Genomic DNA, 22,160 nt, shown 5'->3' with positions numbered 1-22,160 from the left:
AGGACTTTATCCGGAGCAGTGCTTGGCGTACACTGCCTCCATGTCTGAGAGGAGTTCCCATGAGCGCCATTACCATTACCGAAGCTGCACACGATTACCTGGCCGATCTGCTTGAGAAGCAGAACACCACGGGCATCGGCATCCGGGTCTTCATTACTCAGCCCGGCACGCCCTACGCGGAAACCTGCATCGCCTACTGTAAGCCCGGCGAAGAAAAGCCGGACGACATTGCTATTGCGCTAAAGAACTTTACCGCCTGGATCGATGGCGTCAGCGAGCCCTTTCTGGAAGACGCGTTGGTCGATTACGCCACCGACCGCATGGGCGGTCAGCTGACCATCAAGGCACCGAATGCCAAGGTGCCAATGGTCAATGAAGACAGCCCGCTGAATGAGCGCATCAATTATTACCTGCAAACTGAAATCAACCCGGGGCTGGCCAGCCACGGTGGGCAAGTTACGCTAATCGACGTGGTCGAGGAGGGCGTAGCGGTGTTGCAGTTCGGCGGCGGTTGTCAGGGCTGTGGACAGGCCGACGTGACGCTCAAAGAAGGCATAGAAAAGACTCTTTTAGAGCGTATCCCAGAGCTCAAAGGTGTGCGTGACGTGACGGACCATACCAATAGGGATAACGCCTACTACTAAAGCTGCAAAGGCCGCAACGGCCCAAGTTGCGGGCGTTTCAGATAAAATTTTGGCAAAAGGCCACTATTTGTTCGGCACCACCACCACAGCGCTTGCTCGCTGGGATAAGCTGTCCGGGTTCTGGGGACCTGGATAACTGAGCGAGCGCTGCATGTCTGCCGTTTCCCTGTTAATTTGCGATGATTCGAGCCTGGCGCGCAAGCAATTGCTGCGTGCGCTTCCGGCTGCCTGGCCGCTGAACATTTACCAGGCGGCCAGCGGTCGCGAGGCGCTCGAATGTATTCGTGGGGGCGGCATCGACGTGCTGTTGCTCGATCTCACCATGCCGGATATGGACGGCTATGAGGTTCTCGCGGGGATTCGTGATGGCCAGCTCGATTGCAAGGTCATCGTCATATCCGCGGATATTCAGGAAGAGGCCGTACGACGCGTGCTGGCGCTGGGCGCGCTGGCATTCATCCGTAAGCCCGCGGACCCCATGCATTTGCGGCAGACGCTGGCCGGGCTCGGGCTGATGGGCAGCGAATTATCGATGCTCGGCGAGCGGGAAGCAGGGCCAATCGTCTTTCGCGATGCCTTTAGCGAGGTGGTGAACGTCGCGATGGGGCGTGCGGCGGCGTTGCTCGCAAAGGTCCTTGGGGTCTTCGTGCAGCTGCCCGTGCCTAACGTGAATATTCTTGAAGCCAGCGAGCTACATATGGCGCTCGCGGATGCGGCCCACGGCGACAAGCTTACCGCGGTTTGCCAGGGCTATATCGGCGGCGGCATTTCCGGTGAGGCATTGCTGATCTTCCACGACTCGGAAGTGGCCGACATGGCGCGCCTGATGCACACCGATGATTATCGAGAGCTGGAAATGCTGCTCGATCTGTCGAGTCTGTTGATCAGCGCATGCCTGAGCGGGATCGCCGAGCAGATCGACGTTGTATTTTCCCTAGGGCATCCGCAGGTGCTGGGGCAGCATGCTTCGATCGACGAGCTCATCCGCTTCAACCGGCAGCGCTGGAAAAGCACGCTCGCGGTGGAAATCAGCTACAGCCTGGAAGGCCACGATATCCATTTCGATCTATTGCTGCTGTTCACCGAGGATTCGGTTGAGCTGCTGTCTCGCAAACTTGCCCACATGATGAACTGAGCATGTCCGACTCGACCAATCTGAGCGAACTCCACTGGCTTCAGGCAATTGTCCAAAGCATTGACGTTGGCGTCGTGGTGCTGGATCGCGTCTACCGCGTCGATGTATGGAATACCTTTATGGAGAATCGCTCCGGGCGGTTACCCGAAGACGCGCATAAAAAATCTTTCTTCGAGCTGTTCCCTGAGGTGGACGAGCAGTGGTTCCGACGCAAGGTGGAAAACGTCGCGACGCTTGGCACTCCATCCTCCACGATCTGGGAGCAGCGTCCGTATCTGCTGCGATTCAAGAATTACCAGCCGATCACCGGATTGGAAGATTTCATGTATCAGAACACCACGCTGCTGCCATTGAAGGGACCCAACGGCAGTATCGAGCAGATCTGCTTGATCATTTACGATGTGACTGACGTGGCAACCAACCGCCGCCAGCTGCAGGCGGCAAACCAGGAACTGCAGCGGCTTTCTAGTACCGATCGCCTCACTGGCCTGTTCAACCGAGGCCATTGGGAAGAGATGCTGCGTCAGGATTATGCTCGGCACCGTCGTTACGACAGCAATGCAGCGCTGGTGATGTTCGATATAGATCACTTCAAGAAGATTAATGACAAATACGGCCACCAGGCTGGTGATGCTGTAATCCAGCAAACAGCCAACCTCATCCGGCAGAGCATGCGGGGCGCCGACGTCGCCGGACGCTATGGCGGCGAAGAATTCGTGGTGCTGCTGCCGGACACCGACAGTCAGGGTGCGGTGATGTTTGCCGAACGGCTGCGCCAGTCTTCCGAAGCTTATGAGGTGAACCATGAGAACCACCGTATCCGATTTACCATCAGCTTCGGTATCGCTGATCTCAGTCTACCCACCAGCGGCTATGCGCAGCTGATCGAACGGGCTGACAGCGCTCTCTATGCGTCGAAGTCGGCGGGCCGCAACCGAGTGACGCTCTACCAATAGGTTGGTTGTCGTTAGGCCAAATTACGTTCAGTCAGAAAATTTAACAGCGCGACTTCCTCGCTGCTCATCCATTTGCGCTTTCTTGCCTTCGGCAGCCGTGCGAGGTGGCCCGACGCGAAGGCGTCGAGGACATCGGGATGGATATAGCACTGGCGACATACCGCTGGGGTGTTACCCAGTTGGCGGGACACCTCCTTGACCGTTTCGACCAGGTTGCGCCGAGCGACTGCGTCGGGCTGCCACTCACGCTTGCGCAGATATTCCAACGTGAGAGCACTGCCTGCCCAGGTGCGATAATCCTTGGCGGTGAAGTCCCCACCGGTCATTTCGCGAAGAAACTGATTTACGTCGCTGGAGCTCACGGCATGGCGCTGTCCGTTTTCGTCCAAGTATTGAAACAAATGTTGCCCAGGCAGTTCCATGCAGCGCCGCATGATGCGCGCCAGGCGTTGGTTCTTCAATGTGACCTGATGCTCCACGCCGCTTTTGCCTCGAAACTGAAAGCGAATCGCAGTACCGCGTACGTCCACGTGGCGCGTGCGGAGGGTGGTCAGGCCATAGGAGCGGTTTTCTCGCGCGTAACGTGAATTGCCGACGCGAATCAAAGTCGACTCAAGCAACTGCACCACCAGCGCCATGACTTTCTCGCGCGGCATTCCACGCAAAGCCAGGTTCTGTTCCAAACGCGCACGCAGTTTGGGCAACGATGCACCGAACGACAGGATGCGTTCGTACTTGTTACTGTCTCGGATCTCTCGCCAGCGTGGATGATAGCGGTACTGTTTACGGCCACGTGCGTCTCGCCCGGTTGCCTGCATGTGGCCCATGGGGTCGGGGCAGATCCATACGTCGGTATAGGCCGGAGGGATGGCCAGCTTGTTGATTCGTGAAATATCCGCTGTATCGCGAATGCGCTCTCCGCTCGGGAGAAAGTAGGCGAACTTGCCCCTCAGTATCCGGCGGCTAATGCCGGGACCGCCGTCGTCGACATAATGCAGATCAGCAGGAAGTGCCGGACAAAGAGCCGTGCCGGTATCGGGCTGCTCATCCTTTGGCACGGGACGAATGCCTTGCTTGGGCCAGATGAGTCTCATCGCTCTGGTCGATCAGCATCTGAAATCCCTCATGAACGCATCGCGTCGCTATCGTGCGGACGTGATAGCGCAAGCAACCCTTCGGTCTTGCGACGCTCGAGTAAGCGTTGTAACACGACCCGGTGCGTCGAAGACGTTGATACAGATAGCGGTCAGTCCTCGCTCTCCTGGCTGTTACGCATCAACAGCCGAATCGCCGCAACCAGCTCGTCGATTGCTTCACGATAGAGGGCCGGATCTGCCTTTGTCTCGGCATGGTCAGCATGCTTTCGTGCGGTTTCGAGATGTTCATTTATCGAGGAATAGTCGCCAATCATATGAGCACTCCTGGGTCGAAGATTAGAAAAGGGAAGCCGCGCTAGAGGTCGCGCGGTCCCGTCTCTTTAAATGACCCATGTGAACCGTGGGCGTTCGCGCCGCATATCAGCGGGATCGGGGATGGCTTAGCGCTTTGGTCCATTCGTGATTACCGCAACGAGGGCAAATGGCCATCTGCTGACTCTCGATGACACTGGGAAAACCGCAGCGCGTACAGGCAAATAGGCCGCTGGAAGGTGCCTGCCGATAAGTCGGTCGATGCTCGGGCGGCAGCACCGGGAGACCCGGTCGTACCGCTTCGGAATCGTTGAAAAAGAGGCTGACATCGCCATCGGTTTCAAGAATGCCGAGGCGGACCTGACCCAAGTGCTCAACGCCTTGCTGGCGCAGCTCCATGAAGAACTCGTCGGACGATATGTTCAATCTGTCCAGACTGTTCAGCTCATACAACCCATCCTTGATGATCGTAACCGGCTTGCCCTCCATCCAGTTGGAGAGCCGCTCGCTATGGGTCATCGCCAGAACTGTCAGTCTATAAAGCACAAGCAGGGTGACGAAAACCGCTACGATCGGAAGCAGCGGTACGTCCTCATAGAAAGACACGTCACCGGCTGCCGACCCCAGCGTCAGAATCACCACCAGCTCGAATAGCGATAGCTGCCTAATGCCGCGACGCCCGCTGATCTTCAGGAACAGAAACACCCCAACGAAGGCGAACAGTGCGCGCAGCGCCACTTCCGCGAGGAACAGCAGCGGAAAATCATCAAGCAGCATGCGCTGCCAATCAAAGGGAGTCATCCGGCCTCGCTAGCTAACGTCGATATTCGGTCATTCACCTGGCATGCCCGGTTGCGCTGGCATGGACCAAGCGCTCAGCGGCACTCCATCCTTGCTCAGTTGCAGGCGCGCATTCTCCAGTAGCCCAGCAAGGTGAGCAGGAGCGGCGTATTGAGAACGAGCAATGTGGGAAATCGTCAGGATCTCATCGCCCGCCGCGTTGATTACCCGCAACGAAAAGCTGGCGTCTTCGTTATTTGCCTTCGCAGCCGCATGGCAGGGCAGAAAGGCCATCTCGCTGATGCGCATGGCTTCATCCAGTGCGATGTGTTGGGTAGTCATGGTCATCACTCCGCGGTGTTGCGAGAAGCCATCCCATCGGCTGGCGCGACGTCGAATACAAGATCGATGCCGTCGCCACTGCCATCGCCTACGACCGAGCCCACCACAGGCTTGTGCGTTATTCGGCGGCCTTTGTAGTGCTCGCCCAGCCGCTGCTGGGCGACTTCGCACACATGCGTGATCAGCCCGGTGAACTGCGCATCTCGGGGAATGATGAATTTCAGCGTGATGCTATGTCCTTCTAGACCCTCCGGCAGGTTTGCCAGTCCGCTGCTGTGCCACTGATCATTGACGTAGGCTTCTGCACCTTTCATGGCTCGCTCCTGTTTATCCACTTATTGCTGGGACCGTAAAACAAGCGAATGGATCAGTTTGAAAGCGGAACCAGGATGCAGGGCGGGATTCGGGTCGTAAACGAAAAAGCCCGGTGCTTGCACAACCGGGCCTTGGCTCATTCAGAGCTGGTGCGTTTATTCCGGCATGTGCCATGGGGCGAAGTGGACACCCTGACGGCTCAGATCGGCGCGGGCTTGTTCCAATGACTGGCCAAGTTTGACCGGATCGGAATAGACGCTGCTAGAAAGTTTGCAATGGCCAACCGCGCGGGATTCGCTGCGATCTACAACGGTAATGCTCAGTTCACCATTGCCTTCGAGAAGGGTCCAGGCGACGCACTGGAAGGGCTTGAATGCGCGATCAGTGATGAGAAGGGCGTCGTTGAAACGAAGGGGGCTGTTCATGGGGCATGTCTCTCTGTTTGATACCCAAGGAATCGGATTGAGCCTTGCCGCCAGGCTGCCGGCGTTGGCCTTACATTCCATTGATGTACACAGAGGACTGATAAGTCACATCGAGAGTTCGTCACCCTTCAGTATTTTTGCAATTAGTCGAAGGTATAACATCTGGTGTGCTTCTGTTCGTCATTAAGCCTGTGCTGGATGCCGCGATTTTGCTGGGGCGGCACTATTTTTTAACGGCGTTTGGTCGCGCATCAAACAAACGGAGAATGTTGTGCCGGCACATGAGAAACAAACCACTGTAATGCAAAATGGCCGGGACTTAAGTGCCGGCCATTTTGTTTACAACTGCCAGTTACCAGTTATTGAAGCTGAGCGGTATCAACTATCCTGTCACACCTTGAATTGCCGGAGCAGTCGATTCAACTGTTCGGCCAGTTGCCCCAACTGATCGCCAGCTGCGCTCGATTGCTCTGCGGCCAGGGTACTTTCCTGGGCCAGCCCGGCTGCCTGAGTCACGTTCTGATTGATGTCCTCGACTACGTGGGCCTGCTGCAGCGTAGCGCTGGCGATCGACGCGTTGAGGCCGGAAAGGGTGCGCAGTGCTTGGGCGATCTGACCCAGGCTCTCACCCGCCTGGCTGGCTTGTTCGACAGTGGCTTGCGATGCTCGGCTGCTTTCCATGATGACGGTGACCGCGGCACCGGAGTTCTTCTGCAAGCGCTCAATCATCGTGTGGATTTCCGCGGTCGACTGCTGTGTGCGCTGCGCCAACAAGCGGACTTCGTCAGCCACGACGGCGAAACCACGACCTTGCTCGCCAGCACGTGCCGCCTCGATCGCGGCGTTGAGCGCCAGGAGGTTGGTTTGGTCGGCGATCGAACCGATCACCTCGAGAACCGAGCCGATCTTGGTGGTTTCATCTGCCAATGATTGAATCACGCCGACGGCCTCGCCGATAGTTGTCGACAGTTGGTCGATTTGTTGCAGACTGGTTGCGATGCTGCGCTGGCCCTGACCGGCCTGGCTTTCAGCCTCACCGACCTCGTTGGAGGCGTGCTCGGCATTCTTCGCTACTTCCTGCACCGCATAGGTCACTTCGTTGATCGCCGTTGCCACCAGCTCCATTTGCTGCGATTGCTGCTGGCTCTGCTGGTGCGCTTGTCCCGCAAGCCCGCCGAGGGCGTTGGAGGACTGTTCCAGCGATCCGGCGGTCTCGAACAGCTGACTGATAACCGTACGGAGTTTCTGCGTGAAGCTATTGAAGTCCCGGCTCAACGTCGTCAGCTCGTCGTTACCCGATACGTCGAGGTTGCGCGTGAGATCAGCTTCGCCGCTGGCGATGTTGGCCATGGCTTGCATGGAATGGCGCAACGGTTGTGTGATGCTGCGAATTAGGATGGCGACCAGCACGGCCATCAGCGCGGCGATGGCCAGCCCGATGATGGAGAAGCGAACAAGGTAGTTCTGAAACTCCGCTTCCACGTCATCGACATAAATGCCTGTGCCGATGATCCAGCCCCAGGGCTTGAACAGCTCAACGTAGGAGACTTTGGGCACGGGATCCTGTTCGCCCGGTTTGGCCCACATATAATCCACCAGACCTGCGCCCTGCAGGCGGGCTATTTTGACCATCTCATTGAACAGAGCCTTGCCGTTAGGATCCTTAAGATTGGATAGGTCTTTACCTTCCAGCTCCGGCTTCATGGGATGCATGAGCATCGTTGGCGTCATGTCATTGATCCAAAAATAATCGTTCTGGCCGTAGCGCAGCACGCGGATCTGGTCCATGGCGGCCTTTTGTGCCTCGGCGGTACTCAGGGTGCCGCTGGCTTCGAGCTGCTGGTAATAGACGAGAATGCCGTTGGCCGTCTCGACGATGTTCTGGGTCATGACCTGCTTGCCCTTGTACAGGTCGGTCCGTACTTGCTGAATCATCAACAGGCCGAGGATGAATAGCATGGCAACTGCTACCATCGGAATCAGCCAGAGGCGTTTACTGATTGGGAAATTTCGCAGCAGATTCATTGGCTTGTGAGCTCCTGTTGAGGCTTTATCTTCTTTATTATTTGTACGCTGAGATCGGATGGAGCTTGGCGCCATGGTCTGCTCTGCATTTGTCCTACGGCAGTGGTTGGTTTCATGGGCCCTCGTGTAGCTTTTCGGCAAGTCTCGATAAAAGATGAGGGTGCCGACGTCGAGGCAGTGAATTTAGTTGGTACAAGCGAGTCAGAACAGCGCTCAGATAGCTGTCTGGCATATACCTTGGTTGCATATTCAAATGCGGTGGATTGCACCGCTGATGGGGATTAGATGGATCTTTGGATTGCCTTCCAGGCGTTGATTTTAGGTGTGGTAGAGGGCATCACTGAGTTTCTTCCCATTTCCAGTACCGGTCACCAGATCATCGTTGCCGACCTGATCGGTTTTGGCGGCGAGCGGGCACTGGCCTTCAACATCATCATCCAGCTGGGCGCGATCCTGGCAGTGGTGTGGGAGTACCGGCGCAAGATCTTCGACGTGGTGATTGGGCTGCCTAAGGAAAAACAGGCGCAGAAGTTCACAGGCAATCTGCTTGTGGCGTTCTTTCCCGCTGTTGTGCTCGGGGTGACTTTCGCGGATCTCATTCACGAGTACTTGTTCAATCCGATTACCGTGGCGACTGCGCTGGTCATTGGCGGAGTGGTCATGCTCTGGGCGGAAAAGCGTCAGCACCGCGTTCAGGCAGAGACCGTCGACGACATGCACTGGACCCACGCGCTGAAGGTGGGGTGCGCTCAGTGCCTGGCACTTATTCCCGGCACGTCGCGTTCCGGGGCGACCATCATTGGCGGGTTGTTATTCGGTCTGTCGCGCAAAGCGGCTACCGAGTTCTCTTTCTTCCTGGCGATGCCGACCATGGTTGGCGCGGCGGTCTATTCGGGTTATCAATACCGGGAGCTGTTTCAGCCGAACGACTTTCCAGTGTTTGCGATCGGCTTCGTCACGTCGTTTATCTTTGCAATGATAGCGGTTCGAGCCTTGCTCAAATTTATAGGCAACCATAGTTATGCGGCATTTGCCTGGTATCGAATCATCTTCGGTCTCATCATCCTGGCGACCTGGCAGTTCAGCCTGATTGACTGGAGTACCGCGGCGGGCTGAACGTTCTGAAGCTGGTTGTTTGAAGGGTACCCTGTGAACGCTTACAAACATCGATTGCTGCAGATAAACGGCATCACGCTTAGCGTCTACAGCGCTGGGCCGGAACAAGGGCCGGTGGTCTGGCTGCTGCACGGTTTTCCCGAGTGTTGGTATTCGTGGCGGCATCAGATGCGTGCTCTTGCAGAGGCGGGCTACCGCGTCCTGGTGCCGGAGATGCGTGGCTACGGACAAAGCAGCGCGCCGGATGACATCGCTGGCTATGACTTGGTGACGATATGTGGCGACATCCAGGCCGCGATGGACCTGCTTGGCCATCGCTCGGTGGCGGTGGTAGGCCACGACTGGGGCGCACCGGTTGCCTGGCACCTGGCCCTGCTCGAGCCAGAGCGAGTTCGCGTAGTTGCCACGATGGCCGTTCCCTACGGCGGGCGCCCGAAAAAGCCTGCAATCGACATCATCCGCAGCCAGTTCGCCGATCGCTTCAACTACATCCTCTATTTCCAGCAGCCAGGCGTTGCCGAGGCCGAGCTGGATTATGACATCCCTCGAACCTTGCGAATGATGATGCACAACACCTCGGCAGCCGTGCCCAAGAATTACTTCCTGAAGGACAAGCCGGCCGGCAGTTCGCTGCATCAGGACCTGCAGGATCCTGGCTTGCCGCCAGCCTGGTGCGATCCGGAAGCATTCGCCATCTATGTCGCTACGTTCGAGGGACGCGGCTTCCGTGGTGCGCTCAACTGGTACCGCAATTTCGAACGCAACTGGGAGCGAACCGCGCCACTGGCCGAACGCAAGATCGGGCAGCCCGCGCTATTTCTGCTAGGTGATAAGGACCCGGTTGGTACGCTGGAAGCGCATACGCTGCAGAAGATGCCCGGCTGGGTACCTGATCTTGAACAGCACATGCTTGGTAGCTGCGGACATTGGGTGCAGAGCGAACAGCCCGAGCAGGTAAACAGGCTGCTGCTCGGCTTTCTTGAGCGTCGCTACACGCCGGTCCAGTAGATATCTGGCGTCTCGTCGCTAGCAGAGTAAGGTTTTAGAATCACCGGCTTTGCCACCGGATCATGTGCCATGGAATTACGCGGTCAGCTGAAAAGCTGGAACGATCAGAGGGGATCCGGCTTTATCCGGCCGGAGCAGGGCGGTGACGAGATCTTCGCGCACATCTCGAACTGTTCAGTGGCTGGCCGGGTGCGTTGCTCGCTCAGCAGGCATTGCGCCACAAGACCCGCGAGTTGTCGTTCCAGTTGATGTTCTGGTTGATCGTCGTTGCGCAATCAGGTGGCGTGGTTCGACTATCTGTCCAGCGGCTGTATCGATTGCTGTTGCAGCTGTGAGTAGCAGAGGCTGATGTATCGGATACAAAAACGCCCCGGCTTAACGGGGCGTTTCGTTGTGCGACGATTCTCAGATCACGCCGAGGCTACGCAGGTAGTCATCGTAGGTGCCGCTGAAGTCAGTCACACCGGAGTCCGACAGCTCGATGATGCGCGTCGCCAGCGAGCCGACGAACTCTCGGTCATGACTGACGAAGATCAGCGTGCCCGGATAGTTCTCCAGCGCCAGGTTCAGCGCCTCGATCGATTCCATATCCAGGTGGTTGGTCGGTTCGTCCATTACCAGCACGTTGGGCTTTTTCAGAATCAGCTTGCCGAACAGCATGCGGCCCTGTTCACCACCGGAAATCACCCGAACGGATTTTAGGATCTCGTCGTTGGAGAACAGCATGCGACCGAGCGTGCCGCGTACTACCTGTTCGCCGCCCTGGGTCCACTGACCCATCCAGTCGAACAACGTCACATCGTCTTCGAAGTCATCGGCGTGGTCCTGCGCGTAATAGCCGAGCTCGGCGCTCTCGGTCCACTTAACCGAACCGGCATCGGGCTGCAGCTCGCCGACCAGCGTACGCAGCAGAGTAGTTTTGCCAATGCCGTTGGGGCCGATAATGGCGACGCGTTCGCCGGCCTCGACGGTGAAGCTGAAGTTCTTGAACAACGTCTTGCCATCGAAACCCTTGGCCATGTGCTCGACGGTCACGGCCTGGCGGTGCAACTTCTTGGTCTGCTCGAAACGGATGAACGGGCTGACGCGGCTGGACGGCTTGACCTCGGCCAGCTGGATCTTGTCGATCTGCTTGGCGCGTGATGTAGCCTGTTTGGCCTTCGAAGCGTTGGCAGAAAAGCGGCTGACGAACGTCTGCAGCTCAGCAATCTGCGCCTTCTTCTTGGCGTTGTCCGACAGCAGTTGTTCGCGCGACTGAGTCGCAGCGGTCATGTATTCATCGTAATTGCCCGGGAACAGGCGCAGCTCGCCGTAATCAAGGTCAGCCATGTGCGTGCACACGCTGTTCAGAAAGTGCCGGTCGTGGGAAATGATGATCATGGTGCTGTTACGCGCCGTAAGGATATTTTCCAGCCAGCGAATGGTGTTGATGTCCAGGTGGTTGGTCGGTTCGTCGAGCAGCAACACTTCCGGATCGGAGAACAGCGCCTGCGCCAGCAGCACGCGCAGCTTCCAGCCAGGTGCGACTTCGCTCATTGGCCCGAAATGTTGCTCAAGTGGGATGCCCAAGCCCAGTAGCAATTCGCCAGCGCGAGATTCGGCTGTATAACCATCCATTTCGGCGAAGTCGGTTTCCAGCTCGGCCACCGCCATGCCGTCTTCTTCGCTCATTTCCGGCAGCGAGTAGATGCGCTCACGCTCGGCTTTGACTTTCCACAGCTCCTCGTGACCCATGATCACCGTATCGATGACGTTGAAATCTTCGTAGGCGAACTGGTCCTGACGCAGCTTACCCAGGCGCACGTTGGGTTCGAGCATGACTTGGCCTGCCGACGGCTCCAGGTCTCCACCAAGAATTTTCATGAAGGTCGACTTGCCACAACCGTTGGCGCCGATCAGGCCATAGCGATTGCCGTTGCCGAACTTGACGGAGACGTTTTCGAACAGCGGTTTAGCGCCGAACTGCATGGTGATGTTAGCGGTGGAGATCAAAGCCAGTATTCTCGCGGGTTGCAGGGTTTTGGATTTACGCTTGGTCCCGTTTTGGTCCCATTTTCAGCTTATTCATTTCGTTCCAATCACCTTCGCCATCGATCCAACGAGCGTATCGAGATAGGAGAATTTGTAACGAATGGCCGAGCTGTTTAGCGATGAAAGCAGGTGTCATGCCTGCCATTAAGCACATGGTTGCGTACGTGTGGCGCGCATTGTACGGAGGACGGTAACGAATACCCAGCGCCTTCATGGTCGGTCGCATTGATGGTGCAGGTCACTGGTCTGCTGAATGAACAATGCGTTCTTGCTTGGAGGGAAGCAGTAGGGGAACTCGGTGACTTTACCTGAGCCCGTCGCACGAGGTTCGGCACTCGCCTTGAAGCGTAAGTAGTCGCCTTGTGTTTGGTAGTTTTCCAGCGCTGGCACTGCGATCGCCTCTAGGGCTTGGGCCAGGTACTGCACCGAAGGTCGTACCGCTAAAGGAAAAAAGCCAATCGCCCCGTCATGGGAGGCAGGGCGAATTCGGCGTCACCCAGGAGTCATCCGCCCAGGGCCAACAGAGCCGGCACGGTCAATACGGCGGTGTAGTACCCCATGAACTGGACGCCGATGTTGAAGCCGAGAAAGCGCGAGAGGAAACCTCCGAGTAGCGGTGAGAATCACCATTAAGCCAAGCAGACCGCCTTCCCAGATGCCGATCACCAGAATAAGCCCAACAAAAGTGGCGATGACTGCTTCGTGACTGACTTTGCGCGAGACGAACGATGCCGCCCGGTGTGCAAAATTCATGGAGAACGGGTATGCGATCAAGATGGCAATGATCACGGCCAGCATGCCGTAGCCGAAAAACTCCCACGTACTCATTAACGTATGCAGGTTGTTGATCTCGCCGGTGGCGCTATCGACCGAGAAGCGCGGCGGGGCGTTGAACAGCGGGGCGGCAGGACCTGCAGCGACAGGGCTCAATGGCAGGCCGAAGGCGATCAATGGGATCAGCGCCTCGGCGATGTAGGTCGCCTCGGTTACACCGTTGCGCGCAGTGATCACGGTCGTGAGGCGATGGTAGGCGTGCTTGATCCGCGCTCCGATCACTTCGCCCATGATGACTGTCATCGCTACCGGGCTGAAGACGAAGGTTGCACTCGACACTGCGGCCGTGGCCAACGTCATGCCGGTCTGGCGTTTGTCGAGCACCTTAAGCGGGTTCGGAAAGTATCCGCCCCAGCTTTTCACGTCCGGCGATAGTGAAAACACCCGCACGCCGTCACGTTGCATGCGAACGCGCTCCCCTGGAGACATGAGCGCGAACAATGAAGCGATGAGGGGACCAATCGCGATGCCGAGAAAATAACTTACGCCTAGCTTCACCCCATGCTGCGCGGTCAACGTCTGCAGCGCGACGATGACCAGCACGAAGGGCACCAGGGTCAGCACCGAGGCCCACCGACCGGCCGAGAAGTAGGCAATAAGGATCGCGGCACAGAGAAACACCCATGGCGCGAACTCCTTGATCACATCACCGAACGGGGCCAACAGCACCGCGAACAACACCGACAACGGCACGGCAACGAGCGCGGCGATGGCACCGCCAGAAATCATCTTGCGAAGCGCGATGTGAGGTACGCCGAGTTTTCGCAAGTAATTGGCTTCGGCCATCAATGGCGTGGCCATGGTGTCGCCCGGAATGCCCAGCAAGGCGGTCGGAACCGCGTGGGTCATATGTTTGGCCACCGCGCCTGCAAGAAAGAAGGTGAACACACCCTCCGGCGGAACGCCAAGGAGCACCACCAGTAGGGTCAAGGGGGCGAGGGTGGTGGTTTCATCACTCCCGGAAATCAGGCCAATGGCGGCGAACACCACTGCGCCGATAAGTCCCATACCAAAGGCGACGAGGATCTGGTCGAGTAAGCCTTCCATTACGAACGCCCTCCGCTCAGGCTGACTTGCGCAGGTAGCGCATCGACAGGCGAGGGCACTTCGGTGGCATGCCGGACCTCCGCGGCTTCGGCTTCACGGAACAGGTCATAGAGCGCCAGCTCACGTAATTCGGCCACTACTTCGGGTGGCAGCTCATCCAGCCGTCCCAGGGTGCCATGCTCTGCCGTCAGATCGGCGAGCACCTGCTGGCGGAACGTCGGGTCGGCCATATGCTTGACGACTTCTCGCTTGGGCTTGAACAACATGGCGCTGATCACGCCACCGGCTAGACAACCCAAAATGCCGGTCAGCATGGCGTAAGCCCGCGCCATCTGCGGCGACTCGACCAAGCCGAGCAGCAGGTGTTGGGCGAGATAGAAGGTGGCTAGGCTGACGCAGGCGCCAATGATGATTGCCATAACCAGGTGACGGCTGTCGACGGTGTCACCCCAGACTTCGTAGAGCTCGGGCTTGTTCATAGCGGTGCCTCCTGCCTGGAGAGACGTAGGGCACGGGTCTTGGCCATTGAATATTCCACGATGCTTCTCCTGCCCTGGTGGGCTTTTGTTGTTATTGGGAAAAACGCGTCAGGTCGGGGTGCGTTCGAGCGTTCGCTCCCGTCTTGCCTTGATTGCCTTCGCTGTACGTGAAGCCGTCTGCCGACCAAGCTCATGGTCGATGAACGTGCCGGTGTCCACCAGCGTGTCCAAGTTCACGCCGGTTTGAATACCCAGGCCATGGAGCAGGTAGACGACGTCCTCCGTTGCGACATTGCCGGTAGCGCCTGGTGAATAGGGGCAGCCGCCAAGCCCGGAGACGGAGCTGTCGAATACCCGAACGCCGGCCTCCAGCGCCGCGTGCAGGTTGGCCGCAGCCATACCGTAGGTATCGTGGAAATGACCGGCGAGGGCAGCGATCGGTATTTCCGAAGCGCAGGCCTCAATCAGGGCGCGGGTCTTGCCCGGCGTGCCGGTGCCGATGGTGTCGCCCAGGCTGACTTCATAGCAGCCCATCTCATACAGCGCGGCGCTGACCCGGACAACCTCGGCTATCTCAACGTCGCCGCTGAGGGGGCAACCCAGCGCGCAGGAGACATAGCCACGCACGGCTATGCCCCCTTCCTTGGCTTTGCTGAGGACCGGTTCAAACCGCTCCAGGCTTTCGGTAATGGAACAGTTTATGTTCCGCTGCGAGAAAGCTTCCGAGGCGGCTGCGAACACGGCGACCTCGCGGCAGCCGCTTTTCAATGCCGAGTTCAGGCCTTTCTCGTTGGGTACCAGCGCGCTGTAGGTGACGCTAGGCAACGGAGCGAGGCAGCGCATGATCTCGTCGGAACCTGCCATCCGCGGGACCCAGCGAGGCGAGACGAACGCGCCGACTTCCAAGTGGCGCAGGCCTGCCGCGACGAGCCGTTCGATCAGCCTGACGCGAGTATCCACGGGCAAGGCGCGCGGCTCGTTCTGTAAGCCATCGCGCGGGCCGACCTCAACCAGCCTGACCGCATCGGTACTCATTGGCCGCGCTTCTCGTTGAGCAGCGCTTCGGCGCGATCCGCGCGCACGTCCTTGGCCTCGACCATGCGCTTGACCACCCAATCGACCTCATCACCGCGTGCACCGGCTGACAACGCGATGTTGCGAGCGTGCAGCGCCATGTGGCCGCGCTGGATTCCTTCGGTAGACAGCGCCCGCAGAGCGCCCAAGTTCTGCGCCAGGCCAACGGCGACGGCAATCTCAGCCAGCTCCTGGGCGGTCTTCACACCCAGGATGCGCAGGGAAAGCTGCACCAGGGGATGGGTCTTGGTTGCGCCGCCCACCAAGCCCAGCGGCATGGGCATCTCGATGGTGCCGACCAGATGGCCGCTGCCGTCCTTTTCCCAGGTCGTCAGCGAGCCGTAGTGCCCGTTGCGACAGGCATAGGCATGCGCGCCTGCTTCCACTGCGCGCCAATCGTTGCCGGTAGCGACTACCAGTGGGTCAATGCCGTTCATGATGCCCTTGTTGTGGGTCGCGGCCCGGTACGGGTCAATCGCGGCGAACGTATAGGCGTCGATGATGCCCTCAATCACATCTGCCCCGTTGTAGTCGGTGGTGTCCAGCTGTTCGGGCGCGATACGCACCTGGGCACGCGCCAGGCGCAAGTCGGCCAGGTTAGAAAGGATGCGAAGGCGCACCTTGCCGCCGGTGAGCCGCTCCATCAAAGGTGCCACGGCCTCGGCCATGGTATTAACCGTGTTAGCGCCCATGGCGTCGCGTACGTCGACAATCAGGTGTGCAACGAGCATCGGCCCCCGTGGGCTCTCGATAAAGGTATGCACCTCGATGTCCCGGCAGCCGCCGCCCAGCTTGTTCAGTAACTGGTCCTTGCTGTTGGCCAGGGCAACGATCTCCTCCTTGTTGCGCAGCAGGCTGAGGCGGGCGTTGCAGGGATCATCCACGCCCACGATCTGGACCTGGGCGCGCATGAGCGGCGCACTGCTGGAGGTGAGGAACCCACCTGTCGGGCGCGCCAGCTTCGCCATGAATGAAGCCGCAGCGATGATGGACGGCTCCTCGACCACCAGCGGGATCAGGATGTCGCGACCATTGATTTGGAAGTTGCTGGCGATGGCGTAAGGCAACTCGAACTTGCCCACCACGTTTTGGATCATTCCGTCTGCAATTTCCAACGGCAGCGCGCCGACATCACGCAGCAGGGCAGTGTCTGCTTCGGGCAAAGTGAGCAGCTGCTGAAGGTGCTCGAGGCGCTGGCCAGGGGAAAGGTTTCGGAATGGGGACAAGCGGGAGTCAACGGACATCAGGGCGCTCCTCGGGGAGTCAGTTGTTGTTGGATGCGTCAACGGTAGCCCGTCTGTATCCTTGAAAGAAGGTACAGTTTCGCGAGACAGTTCGAGCCTGCACTCTCACCGGAACTCCACCATGGCTCGTCAGACGCTTGCGCAAAAAGTTGCCGCAGCCATTGCGCAGCAGATAGCCGATGGCGCTTTCAAGGCCGGGGACAAGCTGCCTTCGCTACGCGAGTACATGCGCCTGCACCGGTACTCGAAAAACACGGTCATCGCCGCCTATGAGCACCTGGCTTCGCAAGGGTTGGTCGAAGGCCGCCATGGCCGCGGCTTCTTTGTCTGCGACGCACCAGCGATCAGCACGGAGGACGATGAGTCGGAGCCTTATACCCGCGCGCTGGACACCATCTGGATGATGCGCCAGCAGTTCGTGCGCGAGCCGGGACACTCGCATCTAGGTGAAGGATTTCCACCGGTGGAGTGGCTGATGGATATGCGCCTGGACAGGTTTCACCGCCAGGTGGTGAGGGGAGGAGTCACAACCCTGTTTCGCTATGGCACGCGTCTTGGCAATCCAGGGCTGCGCCAACGGCTGATTCAAAAGCTCGCAGACTACGCGATCACCGTCTCGCCAAGGCAGGTCGTCACGACTCTCGGCGCGAACCACGGGATGGATTTGATCATTCGCCGCTATGTGATGCCGCGCGACGTCGTGCTGGTGGAGGACCCGGGTTACTACCCTCTGTTCGGTAAGTTGCAGCTGCAAGGCGCGCGCATGCTCGGGGTGCCTCGCCAAGCGGACGGCCCTGACCTGGACGCACTGGAGCGTATCCTCAAGCGGCACAAACCCAAGTTGTTCTTTCTGCAGTCCATCGGGCATAACCCTACTGGGTCCGACCTCTCGCCAGCCAAGGCGCATCGACTGCTACAGATCGCCAATATCCATGACCTGCTCATCGTAGAGAACGATGCCATGGCCGACTTCAAGCCAAGTTCGTCGGTCAAGCTCTCGGCCCTGGATCAACTGAGCCGTACGCTGTATCTGGGGAGCTTTTCAAAATCGATCTCAGCGGCACTGCGGGTCGGTTTTATCGCTGGCAGCAAACAGCGCATCGAGGAACTGGCCGACCTGAAGATGCTCCTGCACAACAGCGGCGCCGAATACAGCGAACGCACCATTGACGTGATCCTGGGGGAAGGGCACTTCCTCAGACACCTGGCGCGCCTGCAGGATCGGCTCCGGGATGCCACACGTCGCGGACTGGAAATCCTCGATGAACTGGATGCCGAAGTTTTCTGCCGTCCAGAACAGAGCCTCTATCTCTGGGCCCGTTTTCCCGGTGTCGATGACACCAACGACCTGACCCGCCATTGTCTGAGCAAAGGCGTAATGCTCGCCCCTGGTTCGATCTTCGCTGTAAACCGTAACGTCCCCGTCCCCTGGACGCGTCTCAACGTGGCGTACCTGGACGATCCGGCCTTCCGTGAAAGTTTGAAAACCTAAAAGCCCTGACCGCTTTCAACGATGAGGCGCCACCGGTAATCGGCAAGGCAAATGCATGCCGGCGTAGCGCGTTCGTGAAGCTAGTGTTCTGTCGAGTAATCGTCGACGTCAAAGAGGCCGGCCTACGAGATACGAATTTGGCTGTTAACCATTAGTAGCGCTTACGGGATGGTTACCCGTCCTTCCTTTCCCGTCTCCCTGAAGCGCGCCTCCAGAACCTGCGCCAAGCGCTGCTTGGCCTGGTCTTCGCCGTGAATGAGGCGGATTTCTGTCGGCCATTCGTTCATCCGGGTAACGAAGCCGACTAAATCAGCTTGATCGGCGTGGGCCGAATAGCCGCCGACGCTATCAATGCTGGCGCGGATGTCGATGCGCTGCCCGTCTAGATCGACGAACCCGCCTTCCGGTCCATGTGTCTTGATGTCTCGACCTGGCGTGCCCTTGCCTTGATAGCCGACGAATACAACATGATGCCGAGGGTCGCCCAGCATAGCCTTCAGGTAGTTGACGATTCGCCCTCCGGAGCACATGCCGTTGCCTGCGATGACAATAGCCGGTCGCGCGGTTTCGGTGAGGTGTTCAACGATGCGCATATGCTCGTCGTGGCTGTCGACAGTGATGAGCTGCTTGAAGGACAGCGGCTTGCGACCTTCTTCCAGGCGGTGCCGGGCGTCTTCATCCCAGTAGCCTTGCAGCTCCTTGTAGGTCTTGGTGAATCGGCCAGCAAGAGGCGAGTCGAGAATTATGGGGATTTGCGGCCAGTCGATATCGGGAGCGCCTTCCTTGGGCTGCTTTCCAGGTTCGCTGTGCGTGACGCTCGCTTCAGCCGACTCGCTTTTCTCATGGAGAATATCCTCCAGCTCATATAGCAGTTCCTGTGTTCGGCCGATGCTGAATGAGGGAATCAGCACGGTGCCTTGGTCTGCCAGTGCGCGCTCAATGGCGGCCTGCAGACGCTCGCGGCGGTGCGCACGGTCTTCGTGGCGGCGGTCGCCGTAGGTGCTTTCAAGGATCAGTAGATCCGCGCGCTCGGGCGGAACGAGGTCAGGCAGAATCGGCGAATGGGGCGCACCCAGATCGCCGCTGAACACGACTCGCTCGCCACCGGACTCGGGGGCGCTCAGTTCCAGTTCGACATAAGCCGAACCCAGCACATGCCCGGCTGGCTGCAGGCGGACCTTGCAGTCACCCGTATCGGTTTCGTGCAGGGTGAACCAGTGATCATAGGGCAGGGCAATGATGCGCTGCTCAACCACCTTGAGGTACCGCTCCAGCTGTTCCTGATCGCGGCTTATCGAGAGGCGGAACGCGTCCTCAAGCACGATTGGCAACAGCCGGGCGGAAGGCTCGCTGCACAGGATCGGCCCGTTGAAGCCCGCGGCCAGTAGGTTCGGAATACGCCCGACATGGTCAATGTGAACATGAGTCACGATCAGCGCTTTGATGCCTTCGATTGAAAAATCCAGGGTCAACTCGTCGTCGTGCTCCCCTTCGTCTTCACCCTGAAACTGGCCGCAATCGATCAACACACTGCTGGTGTCGTCTATCCACAATTGATGGCACGAGCCAGTGACGCCTTCGCGAGCACCGTGGTGGATGAGTTTCGTATGTTTCATCAGGTTTCCTCGTGCCAGGGCTTCCGTCTGGTTACCGGTGCAATACGGTTCGGTAGCAGGGGCCGAGCAGCGCGACTACGTTTGCGCTTCGGCCCTGATGAAGTCAACGAACGCCCGCAACGGCGAAGGGGTATGACGACGTCCGTGGTAGTACAGGAAGGGACCGTCGAAGTGCTGCCACCAATCTTCGAGGATGGGCACCAGCCTTCCGTCGGCCAGCTCTTCGCGCAAGAATTCCTCAAAGGTGTAGACGATACCGAGGCCGGCTACGGCGCCACGGATCTTGAGATCGTGGCAGGACGTGAGCAGCTGGCTGCGCGGCGGGATTCGAAACGTCCGGCCGTCCTTCTCGAACTCGAATATACCGACCTTACCGCTTTCGAAGCGGTGGCCCAGCAGTTCGTGGTCTTCCAGTTCGACAGGATGAAACGGTGTGCCTCGTGCGGCCAGGTAAGCTGGCGCGGCGGCGGCAACAAAGCGCTGGCGCCGAGGGCCGATCGGCACGGCGATCATGTCCTTGGCCAGGCTTTCCTCGTAGCGTACCCCTGCGTCGTAGCCCGCAGCGATGACGTCTATAAAGGTGTTTTCCATCATCACCTCGACATTCACGCCGGGGTAGAGCTTCAGGAAGCGCGTCAGCAGATCCGGCAGCATGTAACGCGCTACGGGAACCGGGACATTCAGTTTGATTGTTCCGACCGGGCGATGCGCGTCGTCATCCAGATCATTGAAGGCAGACTGAATTTCAAGCAGGGCAGGGCGCAGGCGCTCGAGCAAGCGCTCACCGGCAGCTGTCGCGGTCACGCAGCGTGTGGTGCGGTTAAGCAGCCGCACGCCTATATCGCTTTCAAGGCGGCGTACGCAGTCGCTCAACGAAGAGGCGGACATTCCACGCTTCTGCGCGGCGGCTCGAAAGCCGCCGGCTTCAACAACGGATGCGAACAAGGCGACGTCACTTAGATTGGGCTGGCGCATGAAGCCTCCACTTGGCTGAAGGCAACTGTACGCTGCGCCGTACGGGTCATCCAGAAAAGATCGGATTATCACATCGCTGTCGTACAGAAATAATCGACTCTCCTCCGGCATTGCCGGTTTCAACAGAGGGTTCAGCTATGTGGAACAGCACCGAAACGCCCCCAGCGGGCTCCCAGCGAAGCACCAGCCGATTCCTGGCCCTAGCGCGCACACTGACCGCGGGCGTCGCGCTTGTAGGGGGCATGAGCATTGAGGCCTCCGGTCGCGTTGCGCCGAAACCGGACTGGACCGCAAGCGACATACCTCCGCAGGCGGGTCGCATTATCCTGATCACCGGTGGTACCAGTGGCATGGGATTCGAGGATGCGCTGGCACTCTCGCGTGCCGGCGCTGAGGTCATCATTGCCGCTCGCAACCCTGAGCGCGGCGCACAGGCCATCGCTCGGATTCAGGAGTCGGTGCCCGATGCAAAGGTGGTATTCGAGGCAGTGGATCTGGCCAACTTTTCCTCCGTACGTGGCCTGGCCGAGCGTCTCAAACATCGGCTGCCGCGTCTCGACGTGCTGATCAACAATGCCGCCATCATGGCGCCGCCCGAGCGCGGTACCTCCGCCGACGGCTTCGAGCTTCAGCTGGCAACCAACTACCTGGGGCACTTCGCCCTGACCGGCCTGCTGGTGCCGTTGCTGCGTGAAAGCCAAGATGCCCGAGTGGTCAGTCTCTCAAGCATTGCCGCCGCTCGCGCAGAGCTGAACTTCGAAGACCTGCAGGCCGAGCAGGCATACAACCCCTACACCACTTACGCGCAGTCGAAGCTCGCTGTTCTGCATTGGACCTTTGCGTTGCAACGGCGCAGCGAGGCTGCGGGCTGGGGCATCCGCAGCATCGCGGCGCACCCTGGTGTCGCCGTGACCGAGCTGATCGCACGCGGCCCAGGCTTGAACAGCCAATTCGGTCAGCAATGGGCCGAGGACCGTGACGAGTACCACTCAGCGGCTCAGGGCGCTTTGTCCACGCTATATGCGGCCACCGCTCCTGAGGCCATTGGCGGTGCCTACTACGGCCCGACCGGAGATGAGGAAAAGCGCGGTCCGCTGGGCTTCGCCAAGACCCCACCGGCAGCCACCGCTGAGGCGGAGGCCGAGCGGCTCTGGGTCGTCTCCGAGCAGCTCACTGGTGTCGCCTATCCCTGATGCAACCGGGGCACGGATGC

At 58.9% G+C, this 22,160-nt stretch carries 21 protein-coding genes and 3 pseudogenes; 9 read left to right on the top strand and 15 right to left on the bottom strand.

Features of this window, described 5'->3' with window-relative positions; all coding sequences use genetic code 11:
- Positions 1 to 59: 59 nt before the first annotated feature.
- From nfuA to NAV33_RS01610, 3 genes are all read left to right on the top strand, one after another.
- Positions 60 to 644: a Fe-S biogenesis protein NfuA gene (gene nfuA, locus NAV33_RS01620; protein ID WP_255976206.1), complete on the top strand. Its 585-nt coding sequence runs from the start codon at positions 60 to 62 to the stop codon at positions 642 to 644.
- A 151-nt stretch (positions 645 to 795) separates the two neighbouring features.
- Positions 796 to 1,779 carry a response regulator gene (locus NAV33_RS01615; protein WP_255976204.1) on the top strand — a complete coding sequence of 328 codons (984 nt, stop codon included), beginning with the start codon at positions 796 to 798 and terminating at the stop codon, positions 1,777 to 1,779.
- Between the two features lie 2 nt (positions 1,780 to 1,781).
- Complete coding sequence (locus NAV33_RS01610) at positions 1,782 to 2,735, top strand: sensor domain-containing diguanylate cyclase (RefSeq protein ID WP_255976202.1); 954 nt, start codon at positions 1,782 to 1,784, stop codon at positions 2,733 to 2,735.
- Positions 2,736 to 2,746: 11 nt separating this feature from the next.
- On the opposite strand, the gene NAV33_RS01605 is transcribed toward NAV33_RS01610, so the two are convergent.
- The 7 genes from NAV33_RS01605 to NAV33_RS01575 all read right to left on the bottom strand — a co-directional run bounded on the left by NAV33_RS01605 (position 2,747) and on the right by NAV33_RS01575 (position 8,031).
- Complete coding sequence (locus NAV33_RS01605) at positions 2,747 to 3,829, bottom strand: DNA topoisomerase IB (protein ID WP_255976199.1); 1,083 nt, start codon at positions 3,827 to 3,829, stop codon at positions 2,747 to 2,749.
- Positions 3,830 to 3,981: 152 nt separating this feature from the next.
- Positions 3,982 to 4,146 (bottom strand): hypothetical protein, encoded by a 165-nt coding sequence (locus tag NAV33_RS01600; RefSeq protein ID WP_255976197.1) that lies wholly within the window; start codon positions 4,144 to 4,146, stop codon positions 3,982 to 3,984.
- Between the two features lie 106 nt (positions 4,147 to 4,252).
- Positions 4,253 to 4,945 carry a DUF421 domain-containing protein gene (locus tag NAV33_RS01595; protein WP_255976195.1) on the bottom strand — a complete coding sequence of 231 codons (693 nt, stop codon included), beginning with the start codon at positions 4,943 to 4,945 and terminating at the stop codon, positions 4,253 to 4,255.
- Between the two features lie 30 nt (positions 4,946 to 4,975).
- A complete protein-coding gene (locus tag NAV33_RS01590; protein WP_255976193.1) occupies positions 4,976 to 5,266 on the bottom strand; it encodes a hypothetical protein in 291 nt (96 codons plus the stop codon).
- Between the two features lie 5 nt (positions 5,267 to 5,271).
- Positions 5,272 to 5,580: a hypothetical protein gene (locus tag NAV33_RS01585; protein WP_255976191.1), complete on the bottom strand. Its 309-nt coding sequence runs from the start codon at positions 5,578 to 5,580 to the stop codon at positions 5,272 to 5,274.
- A 156-nt stretch (positions 5,581 to 5,736) separates the two neighbouring features.
- Entirely contained in the window at positions 5,737 to 6,006 is a 270-nt protein-coding gene (locus tag NAV33_RS01580) for a hypothetical protein (RefSeq protein WP_255976188.1), read from the bottom strand.
- Positions 6,007 to 6,396: 390 nt separating this feature from the next.
- Positions 6,397 to 8,031 carry a methyl-accepting chemotaxis protein gene (locus NAV33_RS01575; RefSeq protein WP_255976186.1) on the bottom strand — a complete coding sequence of 545 codons (1,635 nt, stop codon included), beginning with the start codon at positions 8,029 to 8,031 and terminating at the stop codon, positions 6,397 to 6,399.
- Positions 8,032 to 8,316: 285 nt separating this feature from the next.
- Here NAV33_RS01575 and NAV33_RS01570 point away from each other — a divergent pair, with 285 nt between their 5' ends.
- The 4 genes and pseudogenes from NAV33_RS01570 to NAV33_RS01560 form a co-directional block, all read left to right on the top strand.
- A complete protein-coding gene (locus NAV33_RS01570; protein ID WP_255976184.1) occupies positions 8,317 to 9,147 on the top strand; it encodes an undecaprenyl-diphosphate phosphatase in 831 nt (276 codons plus the stop codon).
- 33 nt (positions 9,148 to 9,180) lie between these two features.
- A complete protein-coding gene (locus NAV33_RS01565) occupies positions 9,181 to 10,155 on the top strand; it encodes an alpha/beta fold hydrolase (protein WP_255976182.1) in 975 nt (324 codons plus the stop codon).
- A 69-nt stretch (positions 10,156 to 10,224) separates the two neighbouring features.
- Complete coding sequence (locus tag NAV33_RS21500) at positions 10,225 to 10,404, top strand: cold-shock protein (protein WP_423836623.1); 180 nt, start codon at positions 10,225 to 10,227, stop codon at positions 10,402 to 10,404.
- A pseudogene (locus tag NAV33_RS01560) lies at positions 10,320 to 10,494 on the top strand (DUF1294 domain-containing protein); the annotation flags it as partial. The gene NAV33_RS21500 and the pseudogene NAV33_RS01560, both read left to right, overlap by 85 nt.
- Positions 10,495 to 10,560: 66 nt before the next feature.
- On the opposite strand, the gene NAV33_RS01555 reads toward NAV33_RS01560, so the two are convergent.
- From NAV33_RS01555 to NAV33_RS01530, 6 genes and pseudogenes are all read right to left on the bottom strand, one after another.
- Positions 10,561 to 12,147: an ABC-F family ATPase gene (locus NAV33_RS01555; protein WP_255976180.1), complete on the bottom strand. Its 1,587-nt coding sequence runs from the start codon at positions 12,145 to 12,147 to the stop codon at positions 10,561 to 10,563.
- Positions 12,148 to 12,181: 34 nt separating this feature from the next.
- Positions 12,182 to 12,519 (bottom strand): annotated as a pseudogene (locus NAV33_RS01550) (site-specific integrase); the annotation flags it as partial.
- Between the two features lie 170 nt (positions 12,520 to 12,689).
- A pseudogene (locus tag NAV33_RS01545) lies at positions 12,690 to 14,067 on the bottom strand (tripartite tricarboxylate transporter permease).
- Positions 14,067 to 14,546 (bottom strand): hypothetical protein, encoded by a 480-nt coding sequence (locus NAV33_RS01540; protein WP_255976178.1) that lies wholly within the window; start codon positions 14,544 to 14,546, stop codon positions 14,067 to 14,069. The pseudogene NAV33_RS01545 and the gene NAV33_RS01540 overlap by 1 nt, the downstream one beginning before the upstream one ends.
- A gap of 108 nt (positions 14,547 to 14,654) precedes the next feature.
- Positions 14,655 to 15,581, bottom strand: a complete 927-nt coding sequence (locus tag NAV33_RS01535) for a hydroxymethylglutaryl-CoA lyase (protein WP_255976176.1) — start codon at positions 15,579 to 15,581, stop codon at positions 14,655 to 14,657.
- Positions 15,578 to 16,864, bottom strand: a complete 1,287-nt coding sequence (locus NAV33_RS01530; protein WP_255976174.1) for a hydroxymethylglutaryl-CoA reductase, degradative — start codon at positions 16,862 to 16,864, stop codon at positions 15,578 to 15,580. The genes NAV33_RS01535 and NAV33_RS01530 overlap by 4 nt, the downstream gene beginning before the upstream one ends.
- 121 nt (positions 16,865 to 16,985) lie before the next feature.
- On the opposite strand from NAV33_RS01530, the gene NAV33_RS01525 reads away from it, so the two are divergent.
- Entirely contained in the window at positions 16,986 to 18,356 is a 1,371-nt protein-coding gene (locus NAV33_RS01525; protein ID WP_255976172.1) for a PLP-dependent aminotransferase family protein, read from the top strand.
- A 161-nt stretch (positions 18,357 to 18,517) separates the two neighbouring features.
- Here the strand turns inward: NAV33_RS01525 and NAV33_RS01520 are convergent, their stop codons facing one another.
- Together NAV33_RS01520 and NAV33_RS01515 are read right to left on the bottom strand one after the other, a co-directional pair.
- The gene (locus tag NAV33_RS01520; RefSeq protein ID WP_255976170.1) at positions 18,518 to 19,972 is read right to left on the bottom strand and encodes an MBL fold metallo-hydrolase; all 1,455 of its coding nucleotides are present in this window, start codon (positions 19,970 to 19,972) and stop codon (positions 18,518 to 18,520) included.
- A 75-nt stretch (positions 19,973 to 20,047) separates the two neighbouring features.
- A complete protein-coding gene (locus tag NAV33_RS01515) occupies positions 20,048 to 20,947 on the bottom strand; it encodes a LysR family transcriptional regulator (protein WP_255976168.1) in 900 nt (299 codons plus the stop codon).
- A 137-nt stretch (positions 20,948 to 21,084) separates the two neighbouring features.
- Here NAV33_RS01515 and NAV33_RS01510 point away from each other — a divergent pair, with 137 nt between their 5' ends.
- Positions 21,085 to 22,140, top strand: a complete 1,056-nt coding sequence (locus NAV33_RS01510; RefSeq protein ID WP_423836622.1) for an SDR family oxidoreductase — start codon at positions 21,085 to 21,087, stop codon at positions 22,138 to 22,140.
- Positions 22,141 to 22,160 lie beyond the last annotated feature (20 nt).

The organism is Stutzerimonas stutzeri (assembly GCF_024448715.1).
Lineage (GTDB): Bacteria > Pseudomonadota > Gammaproteobacteria > Pseudomonadales > Pseudomonadaceae > Stutzerimonas > Stutzerimonas stutzeri_AR.
The sequence above is the reverse complement of the archived record's forward strand: the minus strand, read 5'-3'. Positions and strand labels throughout refer to the sequence as shown.